This window comes from Pseudomonas sp. J452 (assembly GCF_024666525.1).
In the GTDB taxonomy this organism is placed as follows: domain Bacteria; phylum Pseudomonadota; class Gammaproteobacteria; order Pseudomonadales; family Pseudomonadaceae; genus Aquipseudomonas.
Genome location: NZ_CP088294.1, coordinates 1,438,158 through 1,464,643, shown reverse-complemented (window position 1 = coordinate 1,464,643; position 26,486 = coordinate 1,438,158). Strand labels below are relative to the sequence as shown.

30 protein-coding genes are annotated in these 26,486 nt (G+C 65.3%); 12 read left to right on the top strand and 18 right to left on the bottom strand.

Annotation, left to right across the window (positions count from 1 at the left end; all coding sequences use genetic code 11):
• Positions 1–58: 58 nt before the first annotated feature.
• Together LRS11_RS06600 and LRS11_RS06595 are read right to left on the bottom strand one after the other, a co-directional pair.
• Complete coding sequence (locus LRS11_RS06600; protein WP_260496072.1) at positions 59–688, bottom strand: LysE family transporter; 630 nt, start codon at positions 686–688, stop codon at positions 59–61.
• Positions 689–826: 138 nt separating this feature from the next.
• Entirely contained in the window at positions 827–2,737 is a 1,911-nt protein-coding gene (locus tag LRS11_RS06595; protein ID WP_260496071.1) for an ATP-binding cassette domain-containing protein, read from the bottom strand.
• 104 nt (positions 2,738–2,841) lie between these two features.
• On the opposite strand from LRS11_RS06595, the gene LRS11_RS06590 reads away from it, so the two are divergent.
• Positions 2,842–3,300 (top strand): TIGR02444 family protein, encoded by a 459-nt coding sequence (locus LRS11_RS06590; protein ID WP_260496070.1) that lies wholly within the window; start codon positions 2,842–2,844, stop codon positions 3,298–3,300.
• Here LRS11_RS06590 and LRS11_RS06585 read toward each other — a convergent pair.
• On the bottom strand, positions 3,297–4,394 hold the full coding sequence (locus tag LRS11_RS06585; RefSeq protein ID WP_260496069.1) for an AlgP family protein: 1,098 nt from the start codon (positions 4,392–4,394) through the stop codon (positions 3,297–3,299). The two genes, LRS11_RS06590 and LRS11_RS06585, sit on opposite strands and share 4 nt — an antisense overlap.
• A gap of 127 nt (positions 4,395–4,521) precedes the next feature.
• Here LRS11_RS06585 and LRS11_RS06580 point away from each other — a divergent pair, with 127 nt between their 5' ends.
• Positions 4,522–5,169: an FKBP-type peptidyl-prolyl cis-trans isomerase gene (locus LRS11_RS06580; protein WP_260496068.1), complete on the top strand. Its 648-nt coding sequence runs from the start codon at positions 4,522–4,524 to the stop codon at positions 5,167–5,169.
• 21 nt (positions 5,170–5,190) lie between these two features.
• Here the strand turns inward: LRS11_RS06580 and rsd are convergent, their stop codons facing one another.
• The 9 genes from rsd to LRS11_RS06535 form a co-directional block, all read right to left on the bottom strand.
• Positions 5,191–5,664, bottom strand: a complete 474-nt coding sequence (rsd, locus tag LRS11_RS06575; RefSeq protein ID WP_260496067.1) for a sigma D regulator — start codon at positions 5,662–5,664, stop codon at positions 5,191–5,193.
• A gap of 184 nt (positions 5,665–5,848) precedes the next feature.
• Complete coding sequence (locus LRS11_RS06570) at positions 5,849–6,376, bottom strand: DUF3833 domain-containing protein (protein ID WP_260496066.1); 528 nt, start codon at positions 6,374–6,376, stop codon at positions 5,849–5,851.
• 89 nt (positions 6,377–6,465) lie between these two features.
• Positions 6,466–6,957, bottom strand: a complete 492-nt coding sequence (locus tag LRS11_RS06565; RefSeq protein WP_260496065.1) for a disulfide bond formation protein B — start codon at positions 6,955–6,957, stop codon at positions 6,466–6,468.
• Between the two features lie 275 nt (positions 6,958–7,232).
• On the bottom strand, positions 7,233–8,468 hold the full coding sequence (locus LRS11_RS06560; protein WP_260496064.1) for a heme biosynthesis HemY N-terminal domain-containing protein: 1,236 nt from the start codon (positions 8,466–8,468) through the stop codon (positions 7,233–7,235).
• A complete protein-coding gene (locus LRS11_RS06555) occupies positions 8,465–9,589 on the bottom strand; it encodes a uroporphyrinogen-III C-methyltransferase (RefSeq protein ID WP_260496063.1) in 1,125 nt (374 codons plus the stop codon). The genes LRS11_RS06560 and LRS11_RS06555 overlap by 4 nt, the downstream gene beginning before the upstream one ends.
• A gap of 16 nt (positions 9,590–9,605) precedes the next feature.
• On the bottom strand, positions 9,606–10,385 hold the full coding sequence (locus tag LRS11_RS06550; protein WP_260496062.1) for a uroporphyrinogen-III synthase: 780 nt from the start codon (positions 10,383–10,385) through the stop codon (positions 9,606–9,608).
• Complete coding sequence (gene hemC, locus LRS11_RS06545) at positions 10,382–11,323, bottom strand: hydroxymethylbilane synthase (protein WP_260496875.1); 942 nt, start codon at positions 11,321–11,323, stop codon at positions 10,382–10,384. The genes LRS11_RS06550 and hemC overlap by 4 nt, the downstream gene beginning before the upstream one ends.
• A 100-nt stretch (positions 11,324–11,423) precedes the next feature.
• Positions 11,424–12,170 (bottom strand): LytR/AlgR family response regulator transcription factor, encoded by a 747-nt coding sequence (locus tag LRS11_RS06540; RefSeq protein ID WP_260496061.1) that lies wholly within the window; start codon positions 12,168–12,170, stop codon positions 11,424–11,426.
• Complete coding sequence (locus tag LRS11_RS06535; protein WP_260496060.1) at positions 12,167–13,249, bottom strand: sensor histidine kinase; 1,083 nt, start codon at positions 13,247–13,249, stop codon at positions 12,167–12,169. The genes LRS11_RS06540 and LRS11_RS06535 overlap by 4 nt, the downstream gene beginning before the upstream one ends.
• Before the next feature lie 217 nt (positions 13,250–13,466).
• Here LRS11_RS06535 and argH point away from each other — a divergent pair, with 217 nt between their 5' ends.
• The 4 genes from argH to LRS11_RS06515 all read left to right on the top strand — a co-directional run bounded on the left by argH (position 13,467) and on the right by LRS11_RS06515 (position 16,477).
• Positions 13,467–14,861 carry an argininosuccinate lyase gene (argH, locus tag LRS11_RS06530; RefSeq protein ID WP_260496059.1) on the top strand — a complete coding sequence of 465 codons (1,395 nt, stop codon included), beginning with the start codon at positions 13,467–13,469 and terminating at the stop codon, positions 14,859–14,861.
• A gap of 27 nt (positions 14,862–14,888) precedes the next feature.
• Positions 14,889–15,131 carry a hypothetical protein gene (locus LRS11_RS06525; protein ID WP_260496058.1) on the top strand — a complete coding sequence of 81 codons (243 nt, stop codon included), beginning with the start codon at positions 14,889–14,891 and terminating at the stop codon, positions 15,129–15,131.
• Between the two features lie 19 nt (positions 15,132–15,150).
• The gene (locus tag LRS11_RS06520) at positions 15,151–15,630 is read left to right on the top strand and encodes a GNAT family N-acetyltransferase (RefSeq protein ID WP_260496057.1); all 480 of its coding nucleotides are present in this window, start codon (positions 15,151–15,153) and stop codon (positions 15,628–15,630) included.
• A gap of 91 nt (positions 15,631–15,721) precedes the next feature.
• Positions 15,722–16,477: an endo alpha-1,4 polygalactosaminidase gene (locus LRS11_RS06515; RefSeq protein WP_260496056.1), complete on the top strand. Its 756-nt coding sequence runs from the start codon at positions 15,722–15,724 to the stop codon at positions 16,475–16,477.
• Positions 16,478–16,519: 42 nt separating this feature from the next.
• On the opposite strand, the gene LRS11_RS06510 is transcribed toward LRS11_RS06515, so the two are convergent.
• Positions 16,520–17,179, bottom strand: coding sequence for a glutathione S-transferase family protein (locus tag LRS11_RS06510; RefSeq protein WP_260496055.1), 660 nt, complete (start codon positions 17,177–17,179; stop codon positions 16,520–16,522).
• 133 nt (positions 17,180–17,312) lie between these two features.
• Between LRS11_RS06510 and LRS11_RS06505 the strand changes: the two genes are divergently transcribed.
• From LRS11_RS06505 to LRS11_RS06485, 5 genes are all read left to right on the top strand, one after another.
• Complete coding sequence (locus LRS11_RS06505; protein ID WP_260496054.1) at positions 17,313–17,588, top strand: hypothetical protein; 276 nt, start codon at positions 17,313–17,315, stop codon at positions 17,586–17,588.
• Between the two features lie 98 nt (positions 17,589–17,686).
• Entirely contained in the window at positions 17,687–18,463 is a 777-nt protein-coding gene (locus LRS11_RS06500) for an ABC transporter substrate-binding protein (RefSeq protein ID WP_260496053.1), read from the top strand.
• A gap of 85 nt (positions 18,464–18,548) precedes the next feature.
• Positions 18,549–18,791 carry a TIGR02647 family protein gene (locus LRS11_RS06495; RefSeq protein ID WP_260496052.1) on the top strand — a complete coding sequence of 81 codons (243 nt, stop codon included), beginning with the start codon at positions 18,549–18,551 and terminating at the stop codon, positions 18,789–18,791.
• Between the two features lie 341 nt (positions 18,792–19,132).
• Positions 19,133–21,985: a class I adenylate cyclase gene (locus tag LRS11_RS06490; protein ID WP_260496051.1), complete on the top strand. Its 2,853-nt coding sequence runs from the start codon at positions 19,133–19,135 to the stop codon at positions 21,983–21,985.
• 32 nt (positions 21,986–22,017) lie between these two features.
• Positions 22,018–22,713 (top strand): glycine-rich domain-containing protein, encoded by a 696-nt coding sequence (locus LRS11_RS06485; RefSeq protein WP_260496050.1) that lies wholly within the window; start codon positions 22,018–22,020, stop codon positions 22,711–22,713.
• An 11-nt stretch (positions 22,714–22,724) separates the two neighbouring features.
• On the opposite strand, the gene LRS11_RS06480 is transcribed toward LRS11_RS06485, so the two are convergent.
• From LRS11_RS06480 to LRS11_RS06460, 5 genes are all read right to left on the bottom strand, one after another.
• Positions 22,725–23,525, bottom strand: coding sequence for a lipase family protein (locus LRS11_RS06480; protein ID WP_260496049.1), 801 nt, complete (start codon positions 23,523–23,525; stop codon positions 22,725–22,727).
• Between the two features lie 318 nt (positions 23,526–23,843).
• The gene (rnk, locus tag LRS11_RS06475; RefSeq protein ID WP_260496048.1) at positions 23,844–24,251 is read right to left on the bottom strand and encodes a nucleoside diphosphate kinase regulator; all 408 of its coding nucleotides are present in this window, start codon (positions 24,249–24,251) and stop codon (positions 23,844–23,846) included.
• Between the two features lie 317 nt (positions 24,252–24,568).
• On the bottom strand, positions 24,569–24,754 hold the full coding sequence (locus LRS11_RS06470; protein WP_260496874.1) for a DUF1289 domain-containing protein: 186 nt from the start codon (positions 24,752–24,754) through the stop codon (positions 24,569–24,571).
• A gap of 16 nt (positions 24,755–24,770) precedes the next feature.
• Positions 24,771–25,103 (bottom strand): iron donor protein CyaY, encoded by a 333-nt coding sequence (gene cyaY / locus LRS11_RS06465; RefSeq protein ID WP_173211179.1) that lies wholly within the window; start codon positions 25,101–25,103, stop codon positions 24,771–24,773.
• Positions 25,104–25,113: 10 nt separating this feature from the next.
• A complete protein-coding gene (locus LRS11_RS06460; protein ID WP_260496047.1) occupies positions 25,114–26,166 on the bottom strand; it encodes an AraC family transcriptional regulator in 1,053 nt (350 codons plus the stop codon).
• A gap of 174 nt (positions 26,167–26,340) precedes the next feature.
• On the opposite strand from LRS11_RS06460, the gene lptM reads away from it, so the two are divergent.
• Entirely contained in the window at positions 26,341–26,478 is a 138-nt protein-coding gene (lptM, locus tag LRS11_RS06455; RefSeq protein ID WP_173211174.1) for an LPS translocon maturation chaperone LptM, read from the top strand.
• The last annotated feature ends 8 nt before the right edge of the window (positions 26,479–26,486 follow it).

Sequence of the window (26,486 nt, the reverse complement as noted above, 5' to 3'; positions counted from 1 at the left end):
ACGGAAAAGCCGCCATGGTAAGTCAGCCGCCGAAAGCTGGGCGCCTTTGAGCAGCCCCTCAGGCGGTACGTCGCACCATGGCCAGCAGGCCGGCGGCAGCCATGAACAGGCCGCCAAAGGTGCGGCTGAGAATGCGCTGCTGGCGCGGTGAGCGCAGCGCCCGCAGGACGCGCGCGGCCAGGCCGGTGTAGCCGGCCATGACCACCAGATCCACCGCCACCATGGTGGCAGCCATCACCGCGTACTGGATCAGCAGCGACTGCTTGGGATCGAGAAACTGCGGCAACACCGCAAGGATGAAGATGATCGCCTTGGGGTTGCTGGCGTTGACCAGAAAGCCGCGCAGCACCAGGGTCAAAGGTCGCCCCAGCGGCCGCTCGCCCTCATCCGTGGAAATCTCGCCGGGCAAGGCAACCCACTGCTTCCAGCCGAGATAGACCAGGTAGGCCACACCAAACCACTTGATCAGATTGAAAGCCAGTTCCGAGGTAGCCAGCACCGCACCGAGGCCGGCCGCCACCACGGCGATCTGCATCAGCAACGCCAGCTGCAGGCCGAGGGCGTTCCAGTAGCCACGCCAGAAACCATACTGCAGGCCAGCGCTCATCGAGGCGATGGCACCGGCACCCGGCGACAGGCTGATCACCCAGCAGGCGACGAAGAAAGCGAGCCAGGTCTCGATAGCCATGGCGAATACCTCAGTGATTGCAAGGAATGACGGCAGACGGCGAACGCCCAGCCGCCAGCCTACGCGTTTGCCGGCACGCCGCCCAGCAGACACGGCCGCTAAACGAAAGCGGAAAAGCAGGCCGTGATGGAGAACAGCTTAGTCGGCTTGCGCCAGCTGTTGCTCCAGCGCTTCGAGCTGCTCCAGGGCGGCCATCCAGCTTTCTTCCAGCTCGGCTTCACGGCTTTTCAGACGCGCCTGTTCGGCCAGCAAGTCGCGCAGCTCGTCCTTGCGCGCGGCCTCGTAGATGTCACTGTCGCCTAGACGCTGTTCGACCTTGGCCAGCTGCTCATGCAGCTTGCCCAGCTCCCTTTCCAGCTTGTCCGCCTCGCGCTTGTGCGGTGCCAGCTGCTGACGCAGGGCGGCGGCGACCTGGCGCTGAGCGCGTTTGTCGGTCTTGTCGGCGGCCGGCGTGGCCGTGGTTTGCGGCTGCTGGCGGGCACGGAAGTCGACCAGCCAGCGCGCGTAGTCTTCAAGATCGCCATCGAAGGGCTGCACGCGCCCATCGGCGACCAGGAGGAATTCGTCGGTGGTGCTTTTCAGCAAGTGGCGATCGTGGGAGACCACCAGCACCGCGCCGGCAAACTCCTGCAGGGCCATGGTCAGCGCCAGGCGCATTTCCAGGTCGAGGTGGTTGGTCGGTTCGTCGAGCAGCAGCAGATTGGGCTTGCCCCAGGCGATCAGCGCCAGGGCCAGGCGCGCCTTCTCGCCACCGGAGAAGTTCTGCACCGCCTCGTCACAACGCGGGCCGCGGAAGTCGAAGCCGCCGAGGAAGTCGCGCAGGGTCTGCTCGCGTTCGCCCGGGGCAATGCGCTGCAGGTGCAGCAGCGGGCTGGCCTTGGCATCCAGCGAGTCGAGCTGGTGCTGGGCGAAGTAACCGATCGACAGGTTCTCGCCACGGGCCAGACGGCCGGACAGCGGCGTGAGCTCGCCGGACAGGGTCTTGATCAGGGTCGACTTGCCGGCACCGTTGGGGCCGAGCAGGCCGATGCGCGCACCCGGAACCAGCTGCAACTTGACCTGTTGCAGCACCGCCTTGTCGCCATAACCGAGCTGCACGTCGGCCATGTCCAGCAGCGGGCTGGAAATCTTGTCGGCCTCGCGGAAGACGAAGTCGAACGGCGAATCGACATGCGCCGGCGCCAGTTCCTCCAGGCGTTCCAGGGCCTTGATCCGGCTCTGCGCCTGACGCGCCTTGGTCGCCTGGGCCTTGAAGCGGGCGATGTACTTTTCCATGTGCTCGCGCTGCGCCTGCTGCTTCTCGTACGCCTGCTGCTGCTGCGCCAGACGTTCGGCACGGGTGCGCTCGAAGGCCGAGTAGCCGCCACGGTAGAGCGTCAGCTTCTGCTGCTCGAGGTGCGCCACATGGTCGACCACGGCATCGAGGAAGTCGCGGTCGTGGGAGATCAGCAACAGGGTGCCGGGGTAGCTCTTCAGCCACTCTTCCAGCCAGAGGATGGCGTCGAGGTCGAGGTGGTTGGTCGGTTCATCGAGCAGCAGCAGATCCGACGGGCACATCAGCGCCTGGGCCAGGTTCAGGCGCATGCGCCAGCCACCGGAGAAGTCGCCGACGCGCTTGTCCATCTGTTCGTTGCTGAAGCCGAGGCCGGCCAGCAACTTGCGCGCGCGGGCATCGGCGGTGTAGCCGTCGGCGTTGTCCAGCTCACTGTGCAGGCGGGCGATGGCCGTGCCGTCATGGGCCGCTTCGGCAGCCGCCAGGCCGCGCTGCACCTGACGCAGGTGGATGTCGCCATCGAGCACATAGTCCACGGCCAGACGTTCGAGGTCGTCGACCTCCTGGCGCATGTGGGCGATGCGCCAGTCCGGCGGCAGGTGGCAATCGCCGGCATCCGGGCCAAGCTCGCCGCGCAGCAGGGCGAACAGGCTGGACTTGCCGGCGCCGTTGGCACCGATCAGGCCGGCTTTGTGGCCGGCGTGCAGGGTCATTTCGGCGCCTTCGAGCAGGCGTTGTGGACCACGTTGTAAGGTAAGGTTCTGAAGTCGGATCATCGCGCGCGTTCACACTGTATCGAGCGGACGCGCCGCTGTAGTGTGAGCACGCCCAAAGGCGGCGCAGTCTATCAGTTTCGCCCCACCCTCGCCCGGAGAGCCTCATGCCGTCTGACCTGTGGACTTTTGCCAGCCAGTGCTACGCCCGCCCCGGCGTCGAAGCGGCCTGTCTGCGCCTGCAGGCGGCAGGGGCGGACGTTTGCCTGCTGCTGTGCGGACTGTGGCTGGAGCAGCGCGGCGTGGCCTGCGACGACAAGCGCCTGGCAGCACTCAAGGCACTCAGCGATCCCTGGCAATGCCAGGTCGTGCAACCACTGCGGGAGCTACGCCAGAACTGGCGGGAGGCGGCCCAGCTCGATGCGGCGCAGTTGCGCCTGCGCGAGCAGGTCAAGGCATTGGAACTGGAAGCCGAGCGCGAGCTGTTGCGGCGCCTGGAAACCCTGGCGGGTGCCTGGCCGCAGCAACCGCAACCGGCGGCCTGGCTTGAGGCCCTGGCCACCAGTGCAGGAGAACAGCACCACGACGCGCTGCAGGTGCTGCGCGCCGTGGCAGACCGGACTTAAGCGCCGGTCGGTGGGGTGCTGCCATTGCTGGCGGCAGGTGCAGCGGCGGCCGGAGCGGACGCAGGAGCAGCAGCCGGAGCAGGGGCCGGCTTGGCTGCGACCGGCTTGGCGGCCGGGGCTTTCTTCACGGCTGGTTTGGCCACAGGTTTTGCCGCCGGTTTCGCGGCGGGCTTGGCTACCGCTGGTTTGGCCGCGCTGGCCGCCGGCGCCTTCGCTGCGGGCTTGGCTGCAGGTTTTGCCGCAGGCTTAGCAGCCGGTTTGACCGCTGCCTTGGCGGCCGCCGGTTTGGCCGCACTGACTGCTGGCTTCTTCGCCACTGCCGGCTTGGCCGCGGGTTTCGCAGCCGGTTTGGCGGCGGCCTTGACCGGCGCCTTGGCTGCCGCTGGCTTGGCAGCGCTGGCTGCAGGATTTTTCGCCACCGCCGGTTTGGCTACTGGCTTGGCTGCAGGCTTCGCGGCCGGCTTGGTCGCAGCCTTAACCGGTGCTTTGGCTGCCGCAGGCTTGGCGGCGCTGGCTGCAGGTTTCTTCGCCACCGCCGGTTTGGCGGCTGGCTTGGCTGCAGGCTTCGCGGCCGGCTTGGCGGCGGCCTTGACCGGCGCCTTGGCTGCCGCAGGTTTGGCTGCCGGCTTCTTCGCGACTGCGGGTTTGGCGACGGGTTTCGCCGCAGCCTTGGCCACGGGTTTGGCTGCAGCACGGCTACTCAGGGCCTTGTTGGCCGCCTCGCGCACCTTGCCTACACCCTGGGCCAGTTTCAGGCTTTCCTGGGCATCGCGCTTGAGCTGCAAAATGTAGTTACGGGTTTCGGTCTGGCGGGTCTTGAGGTTGTCGAGCAGCTCTTCCAGTTCGCTGATCAGCGACTTGGCTTTGTCCTGCGCCTTGGCCTTGCCGGCCTTGGCCGCATCCTGCAATTTGCTGCGGGCTTCGTGCAGTTTTTCCTGGGCCTTACCACGTTGCTTTTCCAGTTTTGTCAGCAGGCCTTCGGCTTCGACGAGAGCCTGCGAGCAGGCCTTTTCCAGATGTTCGAGCAGGCTGTGGGAGAGTTGCTGAAGCAGGTGCAGCGGAGTGGTAACGGACTTCTTATTGTTGGTCGGCATGACGTGCCTCCTAACGGACGTTGGTGACCCCATACTAGACGCCAGATTCTCCGGTCGCTAGCTGCACATTGTGACGATGACCAGCACTGGCATAATCGCCCACACATTCACCCCGAGACTTTCCCCAATGCTGCGCTGTCTTTTACTCCTGCTCTGCCTCTCGCCTGCACTGCTTGCAGCCGCCACGCAAGAGGATGATCTGGCCTATAGCCTGGGCGCCAGACTGGGTGAGCGGCTGCGCAGCGAAGTGCCCGACCTGCAACTGGAAGCCTTGCTCGAAGGCATGCGCCAGGCCTATCGCGCGGAGCCTTTGCGGCTGCCGCCAGAGCGCATCGACAGCCTGCTGGATGAACACGAGGAGCGCCTCGCGCTGCGCGCAGCGGCCGCCCGTCACGAGCAGGCGCGGGCCACGGAGCAGCGCTTTCTGGCGGCGGAAAAAGCCAAGCCCGGGGTCCGTGAATTGGCCGGGGGCGTACTGGTTCATGAGCTGCGTCCCGGCACGGGGCAAGCCGGCAATGCCGCACGGGTGCAGGTACGCTATCGTGGCGAACTGGCCGACGGCAGCCTGTTTGACCAGAGTGAAGGGCCGCAGTGGTTCCGCCTCAACAGCCTGATCAGCGGCTGGCAGACCGCCCTGCGGGCGATGCCGGTGGGGGCCAAATGGCGAGTAGTGATTCCCGCGGCGCAGGCGTATGGCCAGGCTGGCGCCGGCGATCTGATTCCGCCGGATGCACCGCTGGTGTTCGAGCTGGAGTTGCTGGATATCGCCGACTAGCAGTCGGCGTCCAGCACCCACTCAGGCCGAGGCGACGCCTTGTTGCTCGTGGGAATTGTGCAGTACTTCGATCAGGCAATCTTCCAGCTCGAAGCGCTCATGCAGCAGTTGCCCGAGGCGTTTCAATTCGGCGCTCAGTGAAGCGGTATCGCGGCAGTCACCGTTGTCGCAACGGTCATTGAAAGCCAGCGCCACTTCGGTAATCGCTTCGATACGCGGGTAGATCTGCTTGGCCAGTTCGAGGCCGCGCTGGTCGCCAAAGGCCTTGGCCTCGCCGGTCAGTTGCTCGTAGACCTCGAAGTGCCCGGCCGAAACATAGTCGACCAGAATCTCGCAGAAGCGCTGCAGATCCTGAGCATTGGCCGCAGGTGCCTGAGGCTTGTCACTGAGGAGGTCATAGGCGCGAACCAGCTCATGACGTTCCTGAAGCCAGCGGTCGATCAGCTGGTGTACTCCACCCCAACGTTCCTGGGCGTTCTGGCAGCTCTCGAGCATGATGTCCTCACTTCCCTACAGGTGAATGCTGGTGTACCGCAGCCCCGAGCCGATTATTTGGCAACTTGGGCAGCCCCGAAAAAATACCCGGCGAAGTGCCGGATTACTGACGAGGCGTTGGGCCAGAGTATGCCCGCCGGCTTCCGCCTTCAAGTCACCTTGATCGGGAAATTGCTGAGCCGGGTCATTTCAGCGGCTTGTAGAAGCTCAGGGTCACCTGCCCGAGGTCGATTCCCCACTTGGACATGCGCGCACGGTTGAGCATCACGCGCTGGTCCATGAGGAACATCCAGTCATCGAAGTCGACCACGTACCGTTCGCCATCGACCTTGAGCAGTAGCTGGTAGCGCCAGTGCAAGGCATTGCCGGACACCTCGCCGATGGCCTCGCCAACGACATCACCGGCGGTTCCGCGCCAGCTGCCGTCAGCCTGCCGGCGCAAGGTCCAGACACGCCGCTCGGTGCTGCCGTCGCTGTAGGTAAAGCGTTCGTCGAGGGTACCGACATCCCCCTGCCAGGTACCGGTCATGGCCACGTGAAAGCGTTTGACCACTTCACCGGAACGGTTCTGGAACATGCCCCAGGCTTCCAGTTCGCCGTTCAGGTAGTCCGATAGCTCAAGCGCCGGCTGCTCGGCGGCGTACTGGCGCACACCCATGCCCGTACAGCCAGCCATGCACAGGGCGAACAGCAAGACGAGCAAGGCACGCATGATGGGACTCCGCCAGTCGCAGGTAGGCCAGGACTATGCAGCGCGCGGCGACCGTGGGCAAACGCCAGCCGTTACCGGCTGTTGCCGGATCAGCTGCGGCGCAGCAACTGAAACAGGCTGAACAGAATCATGCCGACGAATGCCAGCAGGCTCCACTCCGGTACGCTCATGCCGAACAGCGTCCAGGTCACTTCCGCGCAATCGGCGGTGCCATGGAACACCAGACGGATGATTTCCTGCAGCGGCAGTGCATCGAGCATGAATTCCAGGCTCGGCAGACAGGCCTCGAGCTGGTCCGGCGGCACGCTCTGCAGCCACACCTGGCGGCCGGCCGTGCCGGCACCCAGCGCCGCGAACAACAGGGCCAGCGCGGCATACAGACGACGCCCCAGGCGCGCCGGGCCATGGATGGCGGCGATCAGGCAGACCACGGCGAAGAGGATCACGCAGACGCGCTGCACGATGCACATCGGGCACGGCTCCAGGCCGACATAGTGCTCGAGGAACAACGCACCGCCCATCAGGCCCAGGCAACCGAGAAAAGCGAGGAGAAACAGGGTACGCGGATTGGCCAAAGCCATGAGGACTCCGAAGCAGGCGGGAAAGGCGGTTACGGTAGAGGAAAGCCGCTCAGGCTTTCAAGGCAACGTGCGACACCTCGTCCGTGACCAGGTGCCGCACGTCTAGTGGCCTGTGCGGCTAATCCGTGCATTCAAGTTCGAGTGCCAGGGTTTGCCAGACAAGGCGCCGCGACGAGTCGTAGCAGAGCTACGGTGAGGAGCGGCAACGCAGTATGGCGAAGTCTGGCGCCGAAATTGGATATTTGAATTAGCCAAACAGGCCACTACCCATGCGCTCAGGCGCGCGCCGGCAGTGGCAGGTTCGGCAGTTGCTGATCGAGCAGGCCGAGGCCTTCCTGGAACAACTGATTGCTCTTTTCCAGCTCGCCCAGCTGCGCCAGCAGACGGGCCAGCTCGGCACAGGTTTCCGCGCTGCGGGAAAACTCCAGGCTGATCTCGAAATACTCGCGGGCCTTGCCCCACAAGCTGTTCTGCAGGCACAGACGGCCCAGCGTGAGCAGCAACACGGGGTCCTGCGGATGCTGCTTGAGCAGGGCTTCGGCCGTCTGCAGCTGACGCGCCGGATCACGTCCACGCAGCACGCCATAGAGCCTTACCAGGCGGCTGTCATAAGCCTGCTTGAGGCCCTTGCGCAAGACCTCCTCGGCCTCTTCCGGGGCGCCAAGTTGCTGCAACTGATCGGCATAGGCAAGCAGCAGCTCCGGCTCGCTGCGCTGGGCCGAGGACAACTGCTGCCAGGCCGCAGTCAGCGGCTGCAAAGCGGCCTCACCCTGGTTCAAGCCGGCCTGCCCGGCGGCCAGCAGACGACCCTGCCAGACCTGCCGTTCCAGGGTTGCCAGTTCCTCATTGTCGAGCACCTGGCCCTTGCGCAGCTCGGGCAACAGATCGAGCAGGGCCGACCAGTCTGCCCGGGCCAGCAGCAGGCTCTGCAACTGGCGCAGTACCTGACGGTGGCGCGGGTGACGCTGGCGCATCAACTGCAAGGTTTCCTGGGCGGCGGCACTCTCGCCACGCGCCTGCTGCAGTTCGGCATGGGCCAGGGCAATGGCCAGCTCGGCCTGCGGCTGACGCTGCAGGGCACGTTCGAGAAAGCTATCGCTCTGTTCGTAATTACCCAGTTGCTGCGCCGCCCGGGCTGCGCCCAGGTAGTGCATCAGCGGCTGGCGCTCACCTTCAGCCGCCTGCTGCAAATGGCGCACCGCACGTTCCCAGCGCCCTTCGGCGAGATCCAGCAGGCCCTTGTCGGCCGCCAGTTGCTGACGCTTGCCATGATTGCGCCGCGACCAGGGATTGAGCAGGCCACCGGACGCCACGAACAGCCGCCAGAGCCAGCGCACGCCCCAGACCAATAGCCAGGCCAGGGTCGCCAGGAGCAGGAACACCCACAGGCTGGACTCATAGCGAAAGCTTTTCCAGGCGATCAGCACGTAGCCGCTGTGCTCGGCGATGGCCAGACCGAGCAGGGTGGTGGCGGCGACCACCAGAAGCAGCAGGAGGATGGCGCGGATCATTGCCCGTCCTCCTCGGTTTCCAACGCTTCCACCGCTTCCGGCATCAGCTCACGGGCCTCACGCAGTTTGAGGTAGGCCTGCAGGGTATTCAGCGCCGGGTCCAGGCTGGGCAGCTTGGCCACGACCGCCTGCTCGCCCAGCTCGCCGATGCGTTGCTGCATGGCCTTGACCGCCTGGTTGTCGCGATCGAAATAACTGCCCAGCACGTTGTCGGCAGAAGCCAGCGCCTGCTTGTAGACGTCCGCCTGGCCATTCAGCGCGCCCCATTGCGCCTGTTCCAGGGCCAGCGCCAGGGTCAGGCGCACCTGCGCCAGGCTCTGTCCGGCCAGCAGCGGACGCACGTCCTGATCGGCCTGCAGATCGAGGCGCACATAGCGCGACAGCTGCGCCCACAGCTCGGCCCAGCGACTGCTGTCGCTGGCGCTGACGGCAGTCGGTACTTCGCTCGGCAGGATGTATTCGGGGGCGAGCATCTGCAGCTGATCGACCTGTCCGCGCAAAGCCGCCAGCTGCAGGAACAGACCACTGCGATCAACCTGTGGCAGGCTGTGCAACGCCTCCAGCACCTTGATCAGCTCGCCACGAGCGGCGAAGGCCTGCGGATCATCCTGTGCCTGCAGGATGCTGTCGGCACCCTGCACCAAGGCGGTGGCGCTGTTGACGTCCTGCAATGCGCTGAGACGCAGCATGGCCAGGCGCAGCAAGTGCTCGGCCTCGGCCAGGCGCCAGTCTTCGCGGCTCTTACCGAGCAGCCCGGACAGGCTTTGCGCCAGGCGCTGCTGGTCGCCCTGCAGGCTGACCAGCAGGTCGCGCTGGGTGGCCAGCTGATCCGCCGTGGGCAGCCCAGCCAGCCTCTTGGCGACCCGACTCTCGCTGTCCTCGATCTGCTGCTTGGCCGCCTCACCGACCTGCTGCACCTGGTTCAACTGGTCCGCCGCCTGACCCTGCTGCAGGTACAGCTGCCAGCTGCTCCAGCCACCGGCGGCCAACCCGGCGGCGCCGATCAGCAGCGCCACTGCGGCGAGGCCACGGCCCTTGGCCTTGGCCGGCGCAACGACGGGCTGATCCTTGGTCTGGGTGTCCTGGGTCGGTTCGCTGATCTGCGGGGCTGTCTCGCTCACATGTCCATCCTTTGCATCAGAGGGGCGGCGCGCTTGCGCGCAAGGCCGCCAGAACAGCCGCAGCACTGGCGCCGCGACAATCGATAGGGTGCAGGGCACCGGCTGCACAAGCCAGCTCGGCGACCCGTGGGCTGGGCACCAACAAGGGTAGCCGAGCCAGCTCAGGCCAGTCAGCCCCGGCCAGTTGCTGCAGATGTGCGAGGCCCTGGGCACTGCTGACCAGCAGGGCGTTGAGACGTTCCCCGCGCACGCGCTGCAGTAAACAACCGGGTGGGTAATCCGGCAGCACGCGGCGATAGAGTTCCAGATAATCGACCGCCACGCCACGCGCGCGCAGGGTATCGGCGAGCAATTCGCGACCGCCCTCGCCACGCAGGATCAGCACCCGCGGCGCCGCTACGGCCAGTGCCTGCTGCAGTTCGGGTAGCGCCAGCAGGGCTTCGCTGTCATCGCCAGCAGCCGGGCAGGTCGCCCGCTGGCCGTGAGGTTCGAGGTACGCATCGAGGATTTGCGCGGTGGCCGCGCCAACACTGAACCAGCGCTGATTGGCTGGCGGCTGTGGCCAGTAGCGCTCGAGCAGCTGCAAGCCCAGGCGTGCGGCCGGCTTGCTGACCACGATCAGTGCGCTGTAGCGCGCCAGTTCAGCCATAGTCGCGCACTGCTCGCTGGTTTCCGCCAGCGCCTGGATATCCAGTAGCGGCAGGCTGCTGCTGTACACCCCAGCTTCGGCCAGGGTCGCGGCCAGGGCCACACTCTCGGCGGCCGGACGGGTCAGCAGCAGGCGCCAGCCCGTCACTCGGCAGCGGCCTCGCCGTAGACCGCCTTGAGGATTTGCGCCGCGCCCTGCGCCAGCAGTTGCTCGGCCACCTGCACACCCAGCTGCTCGGCAGCGGCGCGTGGCGCACGGGCCTCGGCACGCAGCAGCAGGCCGCCATCCGGCTGGCCGACCAGGCCGCGCAACCACAACTGATCGCCTTCGAGCAGGGCGTAGCAGGCGATCGGTACCTGGCAGCCGCCATTGAGGTGCTTGTTCAGCGCCCGCTCGGCATTCACCCGGTCGGCGGTATCGGCATGGTGCAGCGGTGCCAGCAGGGCGTGAATCTCGCTATCGGCCGTGCGGCACTCGATCCCCACCGCGCCCTGACCGCCAGCCGGCAGGCTGTCTTCGGCGCTGATCGAGGCGCGAATGCGGCTCTCGAAGCCGAGGCGAATCAGCCCGGCGGCGGCGAGGATGATGGCGTCGTACTCGCCGGCATCCAGCTTGGCCAGACGGGTGTTGACGTTGCCCCGCAGGAACTGGATTTTCAGGTCGGGCCGGCGCGCCAGCAGCTGGGCCTGACGGCGCAGGCTGGAGGTGCCGACCACGCTACCGGCCGGCAGCTCGGCGAAATTGGCGTAGGTATTGGAAACGAAGGCGTCGCGCGGGTCTTCCCGTTCGCAGATGCAGAACAGGCCGAGGCCGGCGGGGAAGTCCATCGGCACATCCTTCATCGAATGCACGGCGATATCGGCTTCGTTCTCCAGCAGGGCGGTTTCCAGTTCCTTGACGAACAGGCCCTTGCCGCCGATCTTCGCCAGCGGCGCATCGAGCAGCTTGTCGCCACGGCTGACCATCGGCACCAGGCTGACCTTGAGGCCGGGATGGGCCTGTTCCAGGCGCGCCTTGACGTGTTCGGCCTGCCACAGGGCCAGGGCACTCTTGCGAGTGGCAATACGGATTTCGCGGGACATGATCACTTCCGGAAACTTAACTGCCGGGAATGATAACAGGCTGGCTCGGCCGAGGTCGGCGCCGGATTGCCGCGGCCGGCGACAATCCGTGCGGCCACAGCCGTTAGAGGTTGTTCATCAACTTGCGCACCCCTGCCACATGCCGACGGCTAACGGTCAGGGCATCGCCACCCAAACCTTTGAGGTACAGCTGGAAGTGCCCCAGCGGCGTGCGCTGCAGGCGTTCGATGCGCTCGCGCGAGACCAGAGCATTGCGGTGGATACGCACGAAGCGGTCACCGAATTCGTCTTCCAGCGCCTTCAGTGGCTCATCCAGCAGCACCTCGCCACCTTCATGGCGCAAGGTCACGTACTTGTGGTCGGCGATGAAGAAGATCACATGCTCCAGCGGAATCAGCTCGATACCTTTGCGCGTGCGCGCACTGATATGACTGCGCGGGCCGGCACCGTTGGCACCAGCCGGACGGGTCAGCGCGGCGAGCTGCACGCGATTGGGCCGTTCGGCCTTCTTCAGCGCAGCCGCCAGGGCCTCGGGGCGTACCGGCTTGACCAGGTAGCCGACGGCGCTGACGTCGAAGGCCTCCAGGGCAAATTCATCATGGGCGGTGCAGAAGATCACCGCCGGCGGCGCCTCGCGCTCGCACAGCTTGGCCGCCACCTGCAGACCATCGAGGCCGGGCATGCGGATATCCAGCAGCACCACGTCGGGCTTCAGGCTGTCGATCAGGGCCAAGGCCTCTTCGCCATTGCTTGCCGCGGGTTCGAGGACACGATAACCCTCGAGGTCGCCAACCAGTCGGCTGAGGCGCTCGCGGGCAAGGGGTTCGTCATCGACGATCAGCACATTCATATTGCTCTGGCTTCCTGCGTGAGTCTCTCACATGGATAGCGTAGACAGGTGAAGTGGCGCCCGTCACGGCGATCCACGCTGAGACTTGCGCGCGGCCCGAAAAGTGCCGCCAAACGCGCATCTATATTCACCAACGCCTGATGGGTGCCGCGCGATGGCTGCTGCTCGACACCTTCGTCATAGGGGTTGCTCACACAGAGCTGGAATACCCCGTCTTCATACTGCGCCTCCACCCGCACCAGCCCTCCTTCGATGCGCGGCTGGATGCCATAGATCAGGGCATTTTCCAGCAGCGGTTGCAAGGTCAGTTGCGGGATCGGCAAATCATCCGGTACTGCGTCCACCTGCCAATCCAACTGTAGCCTGTCGCCGAGCCGATATTGCTCGATCGACAAATATCTTCGCGCCAGCTCCAGTTCATCGTGCCAGGGCACCAGCGTGCCGGGCTTGGCCAGACTGGCGCGAAACAGGTCGGACAGATCGAGTACCGCCTGCTCGGCCTTGTACGGGTCGATCACCACCAGGCTGGCGATGCTGTTCAGGCTGTTGAACAGGAAGTGCGGGCGAATGCGCGCCTGCAAGGCCTCAATCCGCGCTCGCAGTTCCGCCTGTTGTTGCCGACGCCACTGGCTCTGCAGATAAAAGTAGCGCAACAGCAGCGCCGACATGATCAGGCTGATCAGGCCATGACGCAGGTACAGGTTGACTTCGCCACTGCGCGGCAACGGCCCGCCCAGTTCGAAGTAATCCGCCACAGCGGTGCAGGCCAGGGCCAGGCCGACCACGATGGCGCAGCAAAGACTGCCGGCCAGCGCCGCGCGCAGACGTGCCAGCAGCGGGCGCAGGCGACACAGCAAGGCGGCCGAGAGCAGCACGATCCACTGCACGAACAACGAGGTCAGCGCCAGGCGCACCCAGTTGAAGCCGGGCTGCATCGGCTCGGAGAGCACCAGCACCAGCACCAACAGCTCGGCGAGCAGAACCATGCTCAGCAGCGCTTCAGGCAGGCACAGCTCCGGCAGGAAGAAGTCGTCGTCCGGGCCGAGGCTGCGCCCTTGGTTGAACCATTTGATTTGCATCCCGGCAGTTTCCTTGTGCACCCCTCGGGCGGCAAGCCAGAGCGCTGCGGATGGGCGAAATAAGGCACCCAAGTGTCGTCCCGAGCTTAAAACTGTGAGCGCGGCGACATTTCCCTGCCGGCGGAACGGAACCTCGGTTTTACCGGCAAGGCTGTTATTATCGGCACACTTTTTCCTTTTCGCAGGCACCGCGCCTGCCTTTCCCGCGAGTTCTGCCATGAGCACCGAGAAAACCAACCAGTCCTGGGGCGGCCGCTTCAGCGAGCCGGTCGACGCTTTTGTTGCCCGTTTCACCGCCTCCGTCGAGTTCGACAAGCGCCTGTATCGTCACGACATCATGGGTTCCATCGCCCATGCGACCATGCTGGCCAAGGTCGGCGTACTGACCGACGCAGAGCGCGACAGCATCGAGGCCGGGCTCAAGCAGATCCAGGCGGAAATCGAAGCCGGCCAGTTCGACTGGCGCATCGACCTGGAAGACGTGCACATGAACATCGAGGCGCGTCTTACTGACCGCATCGGCGTCACCGGCAAGAAGCTGCACACCGGCCGTAGCCGCAACGACCAGGTGGCCACCGACATCCGCCTGTGGCTGCGCGACGAGATCGACCTGATCCTCGCCGAAGTTACCCGCCTGCAGCAGGGCCTGCTCGGTCTGGCTGAAGCCGAAGCCGACACCATCATGCCCGGCTTCACCCACCTGCAGACCGCCCAGCCGGTCACCTTCGGCCACCACCTGCTGGCCTGGTTCGAGATGCTCTCGCGTGATTACGAGCGCCTGGTCGACTGCCGCAAGCGGGTCAACCGCATGCCGCTGGGCTCGGCCGCCCTGGCCGGCACCACCTACCCGATTGCCCGCGAGATCACTGCCGAACTGCTGGGTTTCGACGCCGTTGGCGGCAACTCGCTGGATGGCGTGTCCGATCGCGACTTCGCCATCGAGTTCTGCGCCGCCGCATCCTTGGCGATGATGCACCTGTCGCGCTTCTCCGAAGAGCTGGTGCTGTGGACCTCGGCGCAGTTCCAGTTCATCGACCTGCCCGATCGCTTCTGCACCGGCTCCTCGATCATGCCGCAGAAGAAAAACCCGGACGTGCCGGAACTGGTGCGTGGCAAGACCGGCCGCGTGTTCGGCGCCCTGACCGGCCTGCTGACCCTGATGAAGGGCCAGCCGCTGGCCTACAACAAGGACAACCAGGAAGACAAGGAACCGCTGTTCGACGCCGCCGACACTCTGCGCGACTCGCTGCGAGCCTTCGCCGACATGGTCCCGGCGATCAAGCCCAAGCGCGAAATCATGCGCGAGGCGGCCCGCCGCGGCTTCTCCACCGCCACCGACCTGGCCGACTACCTGGTACGCAAGGGCCTGCCGTTCCGCGACTGCCATGAGATCGTCGGCCACGCAGTGAAGTACGGCGTCGACAGCGGCAAGGACCTGGCCGAGATGAGCCTCACCGAGCTGCGTCAGTTCAGCGAGCAGATCGGCGACGACGTGTTCGCCGTGCTGACCCTGGAAGGCTCGGTCAACGCCCGCGACCATATCGGCGGCACCGCGCCGAACCAGGTACGCGCCGCCGTGGCGCGCGGCAAGACACTGCTGGTGACGCGCTGATCGCCAGACGAGGGAAAGGGACTTCCCATGTTCGAACTGTTGTTACGCGCCCTGCTTTTCCTGGGCGAGACCATCCTGGAGCTGATCTTCAGCTACCTCTTCTACAGCGTGGGCTGGCTGGCGCTGCGCCTGCTGACCCTGGGCCGCTATCCACGCCTGCCGCTGCGCGTGTCCGACCCTATTAACTCGCGCACCAGCTGGATTGCCGCCTTTGGCTTCCTCTGCCTGGTCGGCCTGCCGCTGGCCATCCCGGTCTTTCTCTACGGCTGAACACTTCGAGAGCATTCGCATGAGCCTGCATATTCGCCCCGCCACCATCGACGACGCCGCCCTGATCCTGCGTTTCATCACCGACCTGGCCATCTACGAGAAGGCCGAGCACGAGGTGAAGACCGATGTGGCCGGCATCCGCGATAGCCTGTTCGGCGCCGGCAGCACCACCCACGGCCTGATCTGCGAGCAGGACGGCGTACCCGTCGGCTTCGCCGTGTACTTCTTCAGCTACTCGACTTGGCTGGGCAAGCACGGCATCTACCTGGAAGACCTGTATATCGCCCCCGAGCACCGTAAGCTCGGTGCCGGCAAAGCCCTGCTGCGGCACCTGGCCCAGCTGGCCGTGACCAAGGGCTGCGGGCGCATGGAGTGGGCGGTGCTGGACTGGAACACGCCGGCCATGGAGTTTTACGAAGCCTTTGGCGCCCGCCCCAAGGACGACTGGGTCTGCTACCGCCTGACGGGCCAGGCGCTGCTGGACTTCGCCGCCGGCTGAGCCCGGCGCCCTACCGCCCGGCGTCCAGTACTTGGGTAGCGCGGGCCATTCGCCTATTTTTTCAGCCCATATCCGTCAGGTAGTTGCCACCATGCGCTCGCTGTTCGCCCTTGCCACCCTGCTGTCCATCGCCGTCCCCAGCCTGGCCGCGCCACTGGCCATTCCAGCCAGCAGCAGCTGGCACCTGCAGCTCAATGGCACGCTGCAGACGCCCAACCGGCATGTCTATGACATCGACCTGTACGACACGCCCAAGCAGACCATCGGCAACCTCAAGGCCCAGGGACGCATCGTTATCTGCTATTTCAGCGCCGGCACCTGGGAAGACTGGCGCAGCGACGCCAAGCTCTACCCCAAGGCCGCCCTGGGCAAGCCGCTGCCGGACTGGCCCGGCGAGCGTTGGCTGGACTTTCGCCGCAGCGACGTGCGCGCGCTGCTGGCCAAGCGCCTGGACCTGGCGCGCAACAAGGGCTGCAATGGTGTCGACCCGGACAACGTGGACGGCTACAGCAACGCCAACGGCCTCAAGCTGACCCAGGCCCAGCAGCTCGACTTCAACCGCTGGCTGGCCAAGGAGGCGCACAAGCGCAACCTCAGCGTCGGCCTGAAGAATGCCGTCGACCTGCTGCCGCAACTGGCCAGCCATTTCGACTTCGCCGTCAACGAGAGCTGCTACCAGTACAACGAATGTGCCGGCTATTCGCTACTGCGCAGCCAGGGCAAGCCGGTGTTCATTGCCGACTACCGGGCCTACAACAGCAAGTTGTGCAGCCAGGCCAAGGCCTCTGGCTATCGCCTGCAGTTCTTCAAGCTCGATTTGAAGGGTGTCGGCAAGCCCTGCCCCTGAGATTCGGCCAGACCGCAGATACGCCAACGCGGGGGACGGCCCTCAGCCCTTGGCCTTGATCGCCGCGAGAAAGTCAGCCATCGCCGCCTGCTTGTCCGCGGCAATCTGCTGCACATGCGGGTTCTGCTCGAGCAGGGCGAACAGCGCGCGGGCCTGGGGCAACTCGGCCAGCAGGTCGAGGGCGAACAGCTTCTTCGCCACGATGCCGGCTAGGTCCAGACTGTAGAGGAAATACAGGTCGGCCAGGCTGAACTGCGCGCCAGCCACATAGGGGGCGAACTTGCCGTGCCGCTTGAGGGTGGCCACCCCGGCCAGCAAGTCGGCCTTGGCTTTGCTCTTGGTCACCTCGTCGACCTTGCCGCCGAAGAACACTTCCAGGTAGCAGCTGCGCGCCGGCAGTTCGATGTACAGCTCGATCTCTTTCATCAGCGCGCGCACCTGGGCCCGCGCATAGGGTTCGGCCGGCAGCAACGGACGGCCTTCGCCGCGCTCTTCCAGGTAATCGAGGATGGCACTGGTCTCGTTGATATAGCCCTGCTCGGTCTGCAGCACCGGCACCTTGCCGCGCGGGCTGATGGCGAGGAACTCCGGGCTCTGCCCGCCATGCACGACGACCGTCTCGAAGGGCACGCCCTTTTCCAGCAGGGCCAGTTTGACCATATTGAAGTAGTTGCTGACGGCGAATCCGTGAAGCTTGAGCATGGCGCTCTCCATGGGCAGGGACTGCCAGAGTTATAGCCGAACGAGTGCGCCCCGGCAGCTGCATCAGCCTGCTGAATACCCAGGCCGACGGCCAGTCATGGCACACTGCGCGCCTGCCACCGAGGAGCCGCCCATGAGCGAGCATGACGACAGCGAAGAAGAAGCCTTCGCCGAAGAAACCCTGATCCAGGCCATCGAGAACCAGCTGGAAGCGGACAGCCCGCCCGCCGCCAAGGCCACCCTCAACAAGCTGACCCTGGTCGGCTACGAGCGCGAGGAAATCCTCCAGCTCATGGCCCTGGTGCTGGCCCACGAGATCGGCGCCATGTTGCGTGACGACCGCGCCTTCGACATGGCCTGGTACGAGCAGGCCCTGCGCGCCCTGCCGGAGCTGCCAAGCGAAGACTGAGAACCGGCGCCGAGGGTTGGCAACTTTCTTGACCTCGGTCTATTCCGCGTCGAGCCCACACTGTTAAGGTGCAGGTATACCCCGGCCGGGATGCACATGTGTTGGATTGCCCCGCTCGTCGCCTTCGTCTGCGCCTACTGAGCGCCCTGTTCTGCCTGTGCCTGCCGGGCTGGACGGTGGCGGACGACGTGTTGCGCATCGGCGCCGAAGACGACTGGTATCCCTACACCGCCCTGCGCGACGGCCAGGTGCAGGGCATGTCGGTCGACATCGTGCGCGCCGCCTTCGCCGCCAGCAACACCCGCATCGAACTGCAGCCCTATCCTTATTCGCGCTGCATGGAGCTGACCCGCATCGGGCAGCTCGCCGCCTGTTTCAATACCGCACCCGATGCCCGCATCGCCTCCGAGTTCCGCCTGCCCGAGGAAGCGCTGTTCAGCGATGAAATCCTGCTCTGGGCCAATCGCAACCAGGCGGCCCCCGTCACAGATCTCAAGCAACTGGCCGGGCGCCAGGTCGCGGTGACCATCGGTTACGAGTACGGCAGCGCCTTTGACAGCAACCGCGACCTGCTGCGGGTGCCCGTGCGCCGCGATCGCAATGGCTTTCGCATGCTGCAGCACGGCCGGGTCGAGTTCACCGCCGCCTACCGCGGCACCGCGCAGGCCCTGTTTCGCGAAGAGCCGGAGCTGCGCGACGCGTTCAGCCCGGTAGCCACCCTGCTGCAGGCCAAGCTCTACCTGAGTTTTTCCCGTTACCACCCGCAGGCCGAAGCCATGCAACAGCGCTTTGACCAGGGCATGCGCACAATCAGGCAAAACGGCCGCTACCAGCAGATACTTGCCCAGTGGCAGCATCAACAGGAGGCAGACTGAGCCGCGCCCGCTACACTGAAAACTGGTCGCGGGCGCGCCGAGACGTCAACAGACCCTTGCCCCATAACAAGAACCCGGAGTCCTTATGGCCTACACCCCCGAACTGATCGCCGAGATGGAAATCCTCGCGCTGTACAACCTGGATAACGTGCAGGAAGGCATCAAGGTGCATAACAACGCTGCCAACAAATCCCAGGCGGCCATCACCCGCCTGCACGAAAAAGGTCTGGTCACTCAGGCGGACGGCGGCTACCTGACCAGCCTCGGCCTGGACGCCGCCGAACACGCCCAGGCCCTGCTGACCATCCTCACCCCGCAACACGCCTGACCCGGCTCGCGCTGCGGGTTGTCTACACCCGCAGCGTCAACCCTACAGCTCGGCCAACGGCCTGCCGATACAATGCAAGAACCTGTTCAAAGTCTCGCGAGCTAGAGCCAGGCAAGGCGCAACGACCAACGGGAGTAACAGCCGCAGGCTGGCCCGAAGGGTAAGCGCCAGCGAATAAATCGGGCGAAGAAGCGCAGTTTACGAGTTGTAAATGAGCATTCTGAGCCCGATTTCAACGCAGCATGGCCGACGCGCAGCAGACTTTGAATAGGTTCTAAGGTCCCCTGCCACGTCATCGCCACGACTGGTAGGCTTGCCGTAATCCCCGGCTCGAGCAGTACATGACGCGCACCCAGGAAATCCGCCCGGACATCAATGACGGCATCGACCGCAAGGTGCTGGCGCAGTTGCGCGCGCGTTTTCTCAAGGTCAATAGCGGGCGCCTGGCGCGGGCCATGCAGGCGCTGTCGACACGCCAGCAACTGGTGCTCAAGCTGCTGCCGCTGCTGCTGCATGTGAACCATCCATTGCTCCCCGGCTACGTTTCCGGCACCGCTCCGGCCGGGTTGTGTGGCTTCGAGCCGAGTGACGAGCTGCTCGCCGAAGCCGCACGCCTGACCCGCTCCTTCATCTACAAACCGCGCCGCGGTAATCCGCCGCTGCCGATCCACGGCCTGTTCCTGATGGGCAGCCTGGGCACCGTGGCCCAGGCCGAGCAGAGCGATATGGACCTGTGGGTCTGCCACGCACCGAGCCTGGACAGCAAGGCCCTGCACGAGCTGCGCAAGAAGTGCGACCTGCTCGAAGCCTGGGCCGCCACCCAGGGTGCCGAGGCGCACTTCTTCCTGGTCGACCCGGCGCGCTTCACCGCCGGTGACCGCGAGGACGCCCAGCTGACCTCCGACGACTGCGGCACCACCCAGCACTATCTGCTGCTCGACGAGTTCTACCGCACGGCGATCTGGCTCGGCGGGCGCACGCCACTGTGGTGGCTGGTGCCGGTGTACGAGGAGGCCAACTACGCCGCCTACACCCACGCCCTGCTGAGCAAGCGCTTCATCCGCGCCGAAGAGGTGCTCGACCTCGGCCACCTGGCGCGTATTCCGCCAGGCGAGTTCATCGGCGCCGGCATGTGGCAGTTGTTCAAGGGCATCGAGTCGCCCTACAAATCGGTGCTCAAGCTGCTGCTCACCGAGGTCTACGCCAGCGAGCACCCGCGGGTGGAATGCCTGAGCCTGCGCTACAAGCAGGCAGTGTTCGCCAACCGCCTCGACCTCGACGAGCTGGACCCTTACATCGTGGTCTACCGCCGCCTGGAGGAATACCTCACTGGGCGCGGCGAGCTGGAGCGCCTGGAACTGATCCGCCGCTGCCTGTACCTCAAGGTCAACAAGAAGCTCAGCAGCCCGCCGCGCAACCGCGCCAAGAGCTGGCAACGCCTGCTGTTCGAGCGCCTGACCGGCGAGTGGCACTGGAGCCAGCGCGAGCTGGCCATGCTCGACAGCCGCAGCCAGTGGAAGGTGCGCCAGGTCAGCGCCGAACGCCGCGCGCTGGTCAACGAGCTGACCTACAGCTACCGCTTCCTCTCCCAGTTCGCCCGCAGCGAGCAGACCGGCAGCCAGCTCAACAGCCGTGACCTCGGCGTACTCGGCCGGCGCCTGTATGCAGCGTTCGAGCGCAAGGCCGGGAAGATCGAATTCATCAACCCGGGGATCGCCCCGGACCTGGCCGAAGACACTCTGACCCTGGTCCACAGCACCAGCGCCGAGACCGGCGGGGAAACCCAGTGGGCGCTGTACAACGGCAGCCTGAACGGCCAGGAATGGCCGGACTTTGCCCCACTGAAACGGGCGCGCGAGCTGATCGAGCTGCTCGCCTGGTGCCACCGCAACGGCGTGATCGACAGCAGCACCCGCCTGTCACTGCACCCCGGCAGCAGCGACCTGAGCGAGTTCGAACTGTCCAACCTGCTCAGCAGCCTGCAACAGACCCTGCCGCTACCGATGCCGCCCGTGGCGGAAGAAGCCCTGCTGCATGGCGCGGAACCGGCCGAGGTGCTGCTGCTGGTCAATGTTGGCCTCGACCCGCTAAAGGCACACAGCCAACTCAACGTGCACATGACCACCGGCCGCACCGACTCGCTGGGCTATTCCGGAGTGCGCGAGAACCTGGTGGTGACCCTCGATCAGGTCAGCCTGAACAGCTGGAACGAACTGCTGGTCAGCCGTTATGACGGGCCGAATGCCCTGCTCGACTGCCTGCGCGACTACAGCAACAGTCTGCCGGCCGACGGCCGCCGCCCGCGGCTGCAGGTGCGCTGCTTCTGTCGCAACCGCGCCAGCGCCATCGCCCAGCGCGTCGAAGAACTGTTCCGCGATGTCCTGGCCAGCCTCGGCAGCCACCGCCATAGCCGTTACCTGCTGCAGGTGCAGCAGCACTATCACGTCCTCGAACTGCAACCGGGCCAGGTCAGCCACAGTGCCCTGGCCGATCTACCGACACTGATCGAACACCTCGGCGAGGAGCACCCGCAGTACAGCCCGCTGCAGGTCGACCGCTTCGCCCTGGAAGGCGAAGACCTGGCGCTGATCCTGCCGCTCGGTCGGCCCGAGTGCATCCAGGTGTTCTACCGCCTGGACGGCCAGCAGGCCGAACTCAGCGTGCTCGACGAGCACAACGCGCTGTGGCGCCAGCGCCTGCCGTATCGCGATGAGCAAAGCCTGCTCACTCCGCTGCAGCGCTTCCTGCAGTCGGTGTTGTACCGGCGCAACGCCCTGCTGCCACTGGACGCCCCCCTGCCTCCGGCAGCGCTGGAAGTGCTGTATTACGAACTGCTACCCGCGCCGCCGCAGCGCGCCCGTCACCTGGAACGGCGCTCGCCACCCCAGGCGCCGGTGAGCCACCCGTTTTACGACGTGCAGGCCATTGTCGAGCCGGCCGACCAGGCCCACGTGCACGTCACCCTGTACTGCAACCACCGCGAGTTTTCCGAGCTGGAATATGGCGCCGACCTGTTCGCCGCCGTGGCCCGGCATATCCTCGCCCAGCGCCGCACCAGCGAGCGCTATCCCTGCTATATCACCGACCTGGATCTGTCGCGCATTCTCGGCGACGGCCAGGCGCAGACCATTCACTACCTGCGTTACAAGGCCGAGCTGGAAACGGCGCTGAACAACGCCCTGCAGAACGCCTGATAAACCGCTCCGAACCGGACAAGGATGCCGCCATGACCCTGACCACCACCCTGTTCGGCGGCGCCGCCCTCGCCAGCGGCTACTGGCTCTGGCGCAAGTTGCGCCGCCAGCAACGCGATGCGTTCATCGCCGGTTTCGCCTTTCCCGATCGCCTGCGCAGCAAGCTGCAGCAGCGTTACCCGCACCTCACGCCGACCCAGACCGGCGAGGTACTGCGCGGCCTGCGCGAATACTTCCAGCTGTGTCGCCTGGCCAACCGGCGGATGGTCGCCATGCCCTCGCAGGCGGTGGATCTGGCCTGGCACGAATTCATCCTCTACACCCGCCAGTACCGGATCTTCTGCCGCAAGGGCCTGGGGCGCTTCCTGCACCATGTGCCAAACGACGTGATGCCCAATCAGCGCAGCGCCAGCGAGGGTATCCGCCGCGCCTGGCGCCTGGCCTGCCTGCGCGAGAACCTCGACCCACGGGCACCCGCGCGCCTGCCGCTGCTGTTCGCCCTGGACGCCCAACTGGGGATCGCCGATGGCTTCCACTATCGCCTGGACTGCGGCGCCAACCCCGGCAGCTACCGTAGCGGCGACGCCTACTGCGCCAGCCATATCGGCTGCAGTTCGGGTTGTGCCAGCGGTTGCAGCGGCGACAGCGGCTCATCCTCGGGCGGCAGTGATGGAGGCGGCGATGGCGGTGGCTGCGGGGGTGGTTGTGGAGGCGGGGGCGGCGACTAGCGCCGCCACACTCAACTGCTCATCGGCGCCTGCGGGTGCTGCAAGGCATAGAGATAGCTGCCTTCCAGACTGTGATTGGCCGCCACGCTGGCATAGCTGGCGGTAAAGCTCACCGCCAGCCCCAGGTGCTGGTAGAGGAAGTCGCCGGTTACCGCTGGCGGTATCTCCGGCACCAGATCGCTGTCATTGACCACCCGGTAGGTCGGGATGTCCAGGCCGTTGTAGCCGGCGGCAAACTGTGGCGAGGCCAGGCGCGGACTGGCGAAGTTGTAATGCTGCAAGGGCTGATCGGGCCAGCGCTCGTGCAGGTCAAGCACCGCCATGCTGCTCAGCGCACAGCCCAGGCTGTGCCCGCAGACCCAGATCGGCCCGCGCGGCTGCAAACTGTCCAGGGCCGCCAGAGCCAGGTCGCGCAGCGAGGCATAGAGTTTGAGGAAACCATGGTGCACCGGGCCGGCGCCATCGCTCCAGGGCCAGGCGCGCTGGTCGGCATCCAGGTCATCCAGCCAGTCGTTTACAGACTCGGTGCCACGCAGCACCAGGTAGGTTTCACCCTGGTCATTGGCGGCGGCGAAGCCGAACGGTTCGGACTCGTTGAGAAAGTGCAGCTCGCTGAGAATGCTCCACACCGGCGCGGAGAAGCGCCAGCCCGGCATGTCCGGCGGGACCCAGTGGAAATCCTCGGGCCGATGCGGCTGGCGCTGAGCCAGCCACTGGCGATATTGCCCGTAGGCCTGATCGACCAGGCGCGCACACAGCAGGGCACGGTCGAGGGAAAACTCATTGGGGAAGTACAGGGGCAGGCTGGACATACGGGGCCTCCTTGCCGGCGTGTGACTTTGTCACTCTAGTTCACTGACTGGCAAACGCCGGCATCGTTCCATGCCGGCGAGCTAACGATCAATTAAGCTGATAGTTACTGCGTCAGACCTGCACCAATCCATCGAACAGCATTGAACGAGCCTGGCGTCCCAGCGCATACGGCGCTGGACACTCGCTATGAGGCGGCGGATTGCGCAACACCGCGCAATACCACTCTGGCTGGTCTGGCGCTTTTCGGCATCGCCTTTTGCGCTAGCTACTCGCCGAAACCTTCGACCTGAGTGGCCTGGATTGCCAGGCCGCCTGACTCAGCGGCTGTATTCGCCCGCCGCTTCCGGCTGATATTCCACCGCCAGCAGGGTCAGCTTGAGCTGCTTGCCGCCGGGTGCCGGCCAGTCGATGTGCTGGCCGACCGACAGGCCGAGCAGCGCACAGCCCACCGGCGCGAGGATCGATACCGTACCTTCGGCCCCGGCATCCTGCGGATAGACCAGGGTCAGGTGGTAATCCTTGCCGCTGCTCTCCTCGCGGCAATGCACCCGCGAGTTCATCGTCACCACCCCGGCCGGCACTTCCGCATGGCCCACCACCTGGGCCCGTGCCAGCTCTGTTTCCAGGGCGGCCGCGGCCGGGCCGAAGTCCTCCAGGGTATCGAGCAGGCGCTCCAGACGTTGCAGATCGAGACGGGTGATGGTGATGGCTGGGGTGCTGCTCATGGCTGTGTTGATTCTCCTTGGTGCTAGAAATGACAAAACCCCGCCGAACAGACTGTGTAAAAACGTCGCGAGCGAAGGTCAGACAAGGCGCAACGACCAGCGGGAGTAACAGCCAGAGGCTGGCCCGTAGGGTGAGCGCCTGCGAATAAAACCGGCGAAAAAGCGCAGTTTACGTGCTGTAAATGAGCATTTTGAGCCGGCTTTTAACGCCGTATGGCCGAGCGCAGTAGTTTTCACACAGCCTGCGAAGGCGGGGTTTTGATCATCAGGTCAGAATTCAACCTAGCACAAGCCTGCCGACAAAAGCGACTGTGCGGTCATCCACGCAGTGGCGGGCGCAGTCTTTGTTGCGCGGCCTGGCAGATTTCCCGGCGCCGCGCACCGTCGGCCTTGCCCCATTCGAGGATCTCGGCCAGGGTGCGACCGCAGCCCAGGCACTCATCGTGATCATCCAGGCAGCACTGGCGGCGGCAAGGCGACTCGACCGTTTCTGCGCGGGCCAGATCAGGGCTCTGCGAATCAGAGCTCTTCGAATTCGAGCTGTTCACCGGACTGCTCCAGGGTCACCCGCGCCAGCAACTCGCCCAGCGGCTCTTCGCTGGTATCGCAGATCCACAGGCTCTGTTCTTCGTCGTAGTCGAAGTGGAAGCCACCGGAACGCGCCGCCACCCACAGCTGGCGGATCGGTTCCTGGCGGCTGAGGATCAGCTGAGTACCGTTCTCGAAGCGCACGGTCAGCACGCCGGCGGAGTTTTCCAGATCGATATCCATGTCGCTGTCGTCGAAAATATCTTCCACGGCCTCTTGCACGGCATCGACCAGATCATGGAAACGGGCTTCGCTCAAACTCATTACAACTACCTCAGGGAAGGGATGCGGGGTCGGCCAGGTTCTGCCGGTAGGCGCCGGGGCTCTGCCCGGTCCAGCGGCGGAAGGCGCGGGCCAGGGAACCGGCCTCGCTGAAACCGACGAGGAAGGCGATTTCCGCCAGTTCCAGCGCCGGGTCGCGCAGATAATGCAGTACCAGTTGCTCGCGCGTCTCGTCGAGCAGCTGGCTAAAGGATAACCCGGCCTCGCGCAAACGCCGCTGCAAAGTGCGCGGACTGAGTTGCAGGGTCTGCGCCAGCAACTCCAGATCGGCACCCTGTTCCGGCAACTGCAGGGCCAATTCGTGGCGCGCACGGTCAAGCACGCTGTGGCCTTGCTTGAGCTCACCGAGCAGGCGATCGGCGTGTGCATCGAGCAGCTGGCGCAGTTGCGCATCGGCCTGGCCCAGTGGCGTGGCCAGCAGGCGCTTGGGAAATACCAGAGCATTGTCGGCCTGCCCGAACAGCACCGGGCAGCGGAAGATGCGCTGGTACTCGGAAGTGTCGGCCGGCGCCGGGTACTGGAAGCGCACCTCGGTGGGCGGGATCTGCAGGCCGGTGATCCAGTGGCCGAAGGTCACCCAGCCGGCCAGCGTTTCCTCGGCATGCAGGCGCTCGTGCTGCGGCAAGGACGGGTGCCAGCTGTGCACCACCTGCGGCTCCAGGCCCGCACGCGGCGGCTCCTCGTCCAGTTCGACACGGCCGAGGTTGCCGACCAGGCTGGCATAGCGCGCCTGCCGGTGCAGGGCATCGGAGAGGGTCGCGCAGCTCATGATCAGGTAGCCAAGCACGCCGTAGTAGCCGGGGCGAATCGCCTCGCCCAGGTGCAGGCCAAGCTGCTCGTCGCCGGTCAGGCGTGCGCCTTCGCCGAGCAACTCCAGGTAGGCGCTGGCCGCCACACGCTGATCACGCTGGCTGAGCAGGCTCGGGCTGAGCTGCACCCTGGCCAGCAGATCGGCGCTGGCGAAGCCCTGGCGATCCAGGTAATCGAGCAGGCCTTGCAGGTAGGCGACCGAGACCGAGCTGGCGAGAGGGGCTGGGCTTTCCATCGGGACTCCGTTTTTTATTCGCCATGCTAGCCGCAAACCTGCCTGGACAGGCAAGCCAAACGCGCCATTGACTGGGGTTTACAGAGCCCGCCGGGCGTGAATTCCAGCGCATAGGCAAGCTGTCGGGCGGCCGGTATACTCCCGAGCAATCTCGATTTCGCAAAGGAATTCACCATGAAGCGCCTGCTGCTGCCCTTCATCGCGCTCGTCGTCGTTACTGCTGCCCTCGCCGGTTGTGGCCAGAAAGGCCCGCTTTATCACCCGGATGATCAGAAAACCACGCAAGATCGCGACAAAGACGTTTTCCTCTAAGGGGGTTC

What these genes read in the sequence shown, in the direction of transcription:
- LRS11_RS06600 (WP_260496072.1), bottom strand. Translation starts at nt 688, where the DNA reads ATGGCTATCGAGACCTGGCTCGCTTTCTTCGTCGCCTGCTGGGTGATC.
- LRS11_RS06595 (WP_260496071.1), bottom strand. Translation starts at nt 2,737, where the DNA reads ATGATCCGACTTCAGAACCTTACCTTACAACGTGGTCCACAACGCCTG.
- LRS11_RS06590 (WP_260496070.1), top strand. Translation starts at nt 2,842, where the DNA reads ATGCCGTCTGACCTGTGGACTTTTGCCAGCCAGTGCTACGCCCGCCCC.
- LRS11_RS06585 (WP_260496069.1), bottom strand. Translation starts at nt 4,394, where the DNA reads ATGCCGACCAACAATAAGAAGTCCGTTACCACTCCGCTGCACCTGCTT.
- LRS11_RS06580 (WP_260496068.1), top strand. Translation starts at nt 4,522, where the DNA reads ATGCTGCGCTGTCTTTTACTCCTGCTCTGCCTCTCGCCTGCACTGCTT.
- rsd (WP_260496067.1), bottom strand. Translation starts at nt 5,664, where the DNA reads ATGCTCGAGAGCTGCCAGAACGCCCAGGAACGTTGGGGTGGAGTACAC.
- LRS11_RS06570 (WP_260496066.1), bottom strand. Translation starts at nt 6,376, where the DNA reads ATGCGTGCCTTGCTCGTCTTGCTGTTCGCCCTGTGCATGGCTGGCTGT.
- LRS11_RS06565 (WP_260496065.1), bottom strand. Translation starts at nt 6,957, where the DNA reads ATGGCTTTGGCCAATCCGCGTACCCTGTTTCTCCTCGCTTTTCTCGGT.
- LRS11_RS06560 (WP_260496064.1), bottom strand. Translation starts at nt 8,468, where the DNA reads ATGATCCGCGCCATCCTCCTGCTGCTTCTGGTGGTCGCCGCCACCACC.
- LRS11_RS06540 (WP_260496061.1), bottom strand. Translation starts at nt 12,170, where the DNA reads ATGAATGTGCTGATCGTCGATGACGAACCCCTTGCCCGCGAGCGCCTC.
- LRS11_RS06535 (WP_260496060.1), bottom strand. Translation starts at nt 13,249, where the DNA reads ATGCAAATCAAATGGTTCAACCAAGGGCGCAGCCTCGGCCCGGACGAC.
- argH (WP_260496059.1), top strand. Translation starts at nt 13,467, where the DNA reads ATGAGCACCGAGAAAACCAACCAGTCCTGGGGCGGCCGCTTCAGCGAG.
- LRS11_RS06525 (WP_260496058.1), top strand. Translation starts at nt 14,889, where the DNA reads ATGTTCGAACTGTTGTTACGCGCCCTGCTTTTCCTGGGCGAGACCATC.
- LRS11_RS06520 (WP_260496057.1), top strand. Translation starts at nt 15,151, where the DNA reads ATGAGCCTGCATATTCGCCCCGCCACCATCGACGACGCCGCCCTGATC.
- LRS11_RS06515 (WP_260496056.1), top strand. Translation starts at nt 15,722, where the DNA reads ATGCGCTCGCTGTTCGCCCTTGCCACCCTGCTGTCCATCGCCGTCCCC.
- LRS11_RS06510 (WP_260496055.1), bottom strand. Translation starts at nt 17,179, where the DNA reads ATGCTCAAGCTTCACGGATTCGCCGTCAGCAACTACTTCAATATGGTC.
- LRS11_RS06505 (WP_260496054.1), top strand. Translation starts at nt 17,313, where the DNA reads ATGAGCGAGCATGACGACAGCGAAGAAGAAGCCTTCGCCGAAGAAACC.
- LRS11_RS06495 (WP_260496052.1), top strand. Translation starts at nt 18,549, where the DNA reads ATGGCCTACACCCCCGAACTGATCGCCGAGATGGAAATCCTCGCGCTG.
- LRS11_RS06490 (WP_260496051.1), top strand. Translation starts at nt 19,133, where the DNA reads ATGACGCGCACCCAGGAAATCCGCCCGGACATCAATGACGGCATCGAC.
- LRS11_RS06485 (WP_260496050.1), top strand. Translation starts at nt 22,018, where the DNA reads ATGACCCTGACCACCACCCTGTTCGGCGGCGCCGCCCTCGCCAGCGGC.
- LRS11_RS06480 (WP_260496049.1), bottom strand. Translation starts at nt 23,525, where the DNA reads ATGTCCAGCCTGCCCCTGTACTTCCCCAATGAGTTTTCCCTCGACCGT.
- rnk (WP_260496048.1), bottom strand. Translation starts at nt 24,251, where the DNA reads ATGAGCAGCACCCCAGCCATCACCATCACCCGTCTCGATCTGCAACGT.
- cyaY (WP_173211179.1), bottom strand. Translation starts at nt 25,103, where the DNA reads ATGAGTTTGAGCGAAGCCCGTTTCCATGATCTGGTCGATGCCGTGCAA.
- LRS11_RS06460 (WP_260496047.1), bottom strand. Translation starts at nt 26,166, where the DNA reads ATGGAAAGCCCAGCCCCTCTCGCCAGCTCGGTCTCGGTCGCCTACCTG.
- lptM (WP_173211174.1), top strand. Translation starts at nt 26,341, where the DNA reads ATGAAGCGCCTGCTGCTGCCCTTCATCGCGCTCGTCGTCGTTACTGCT.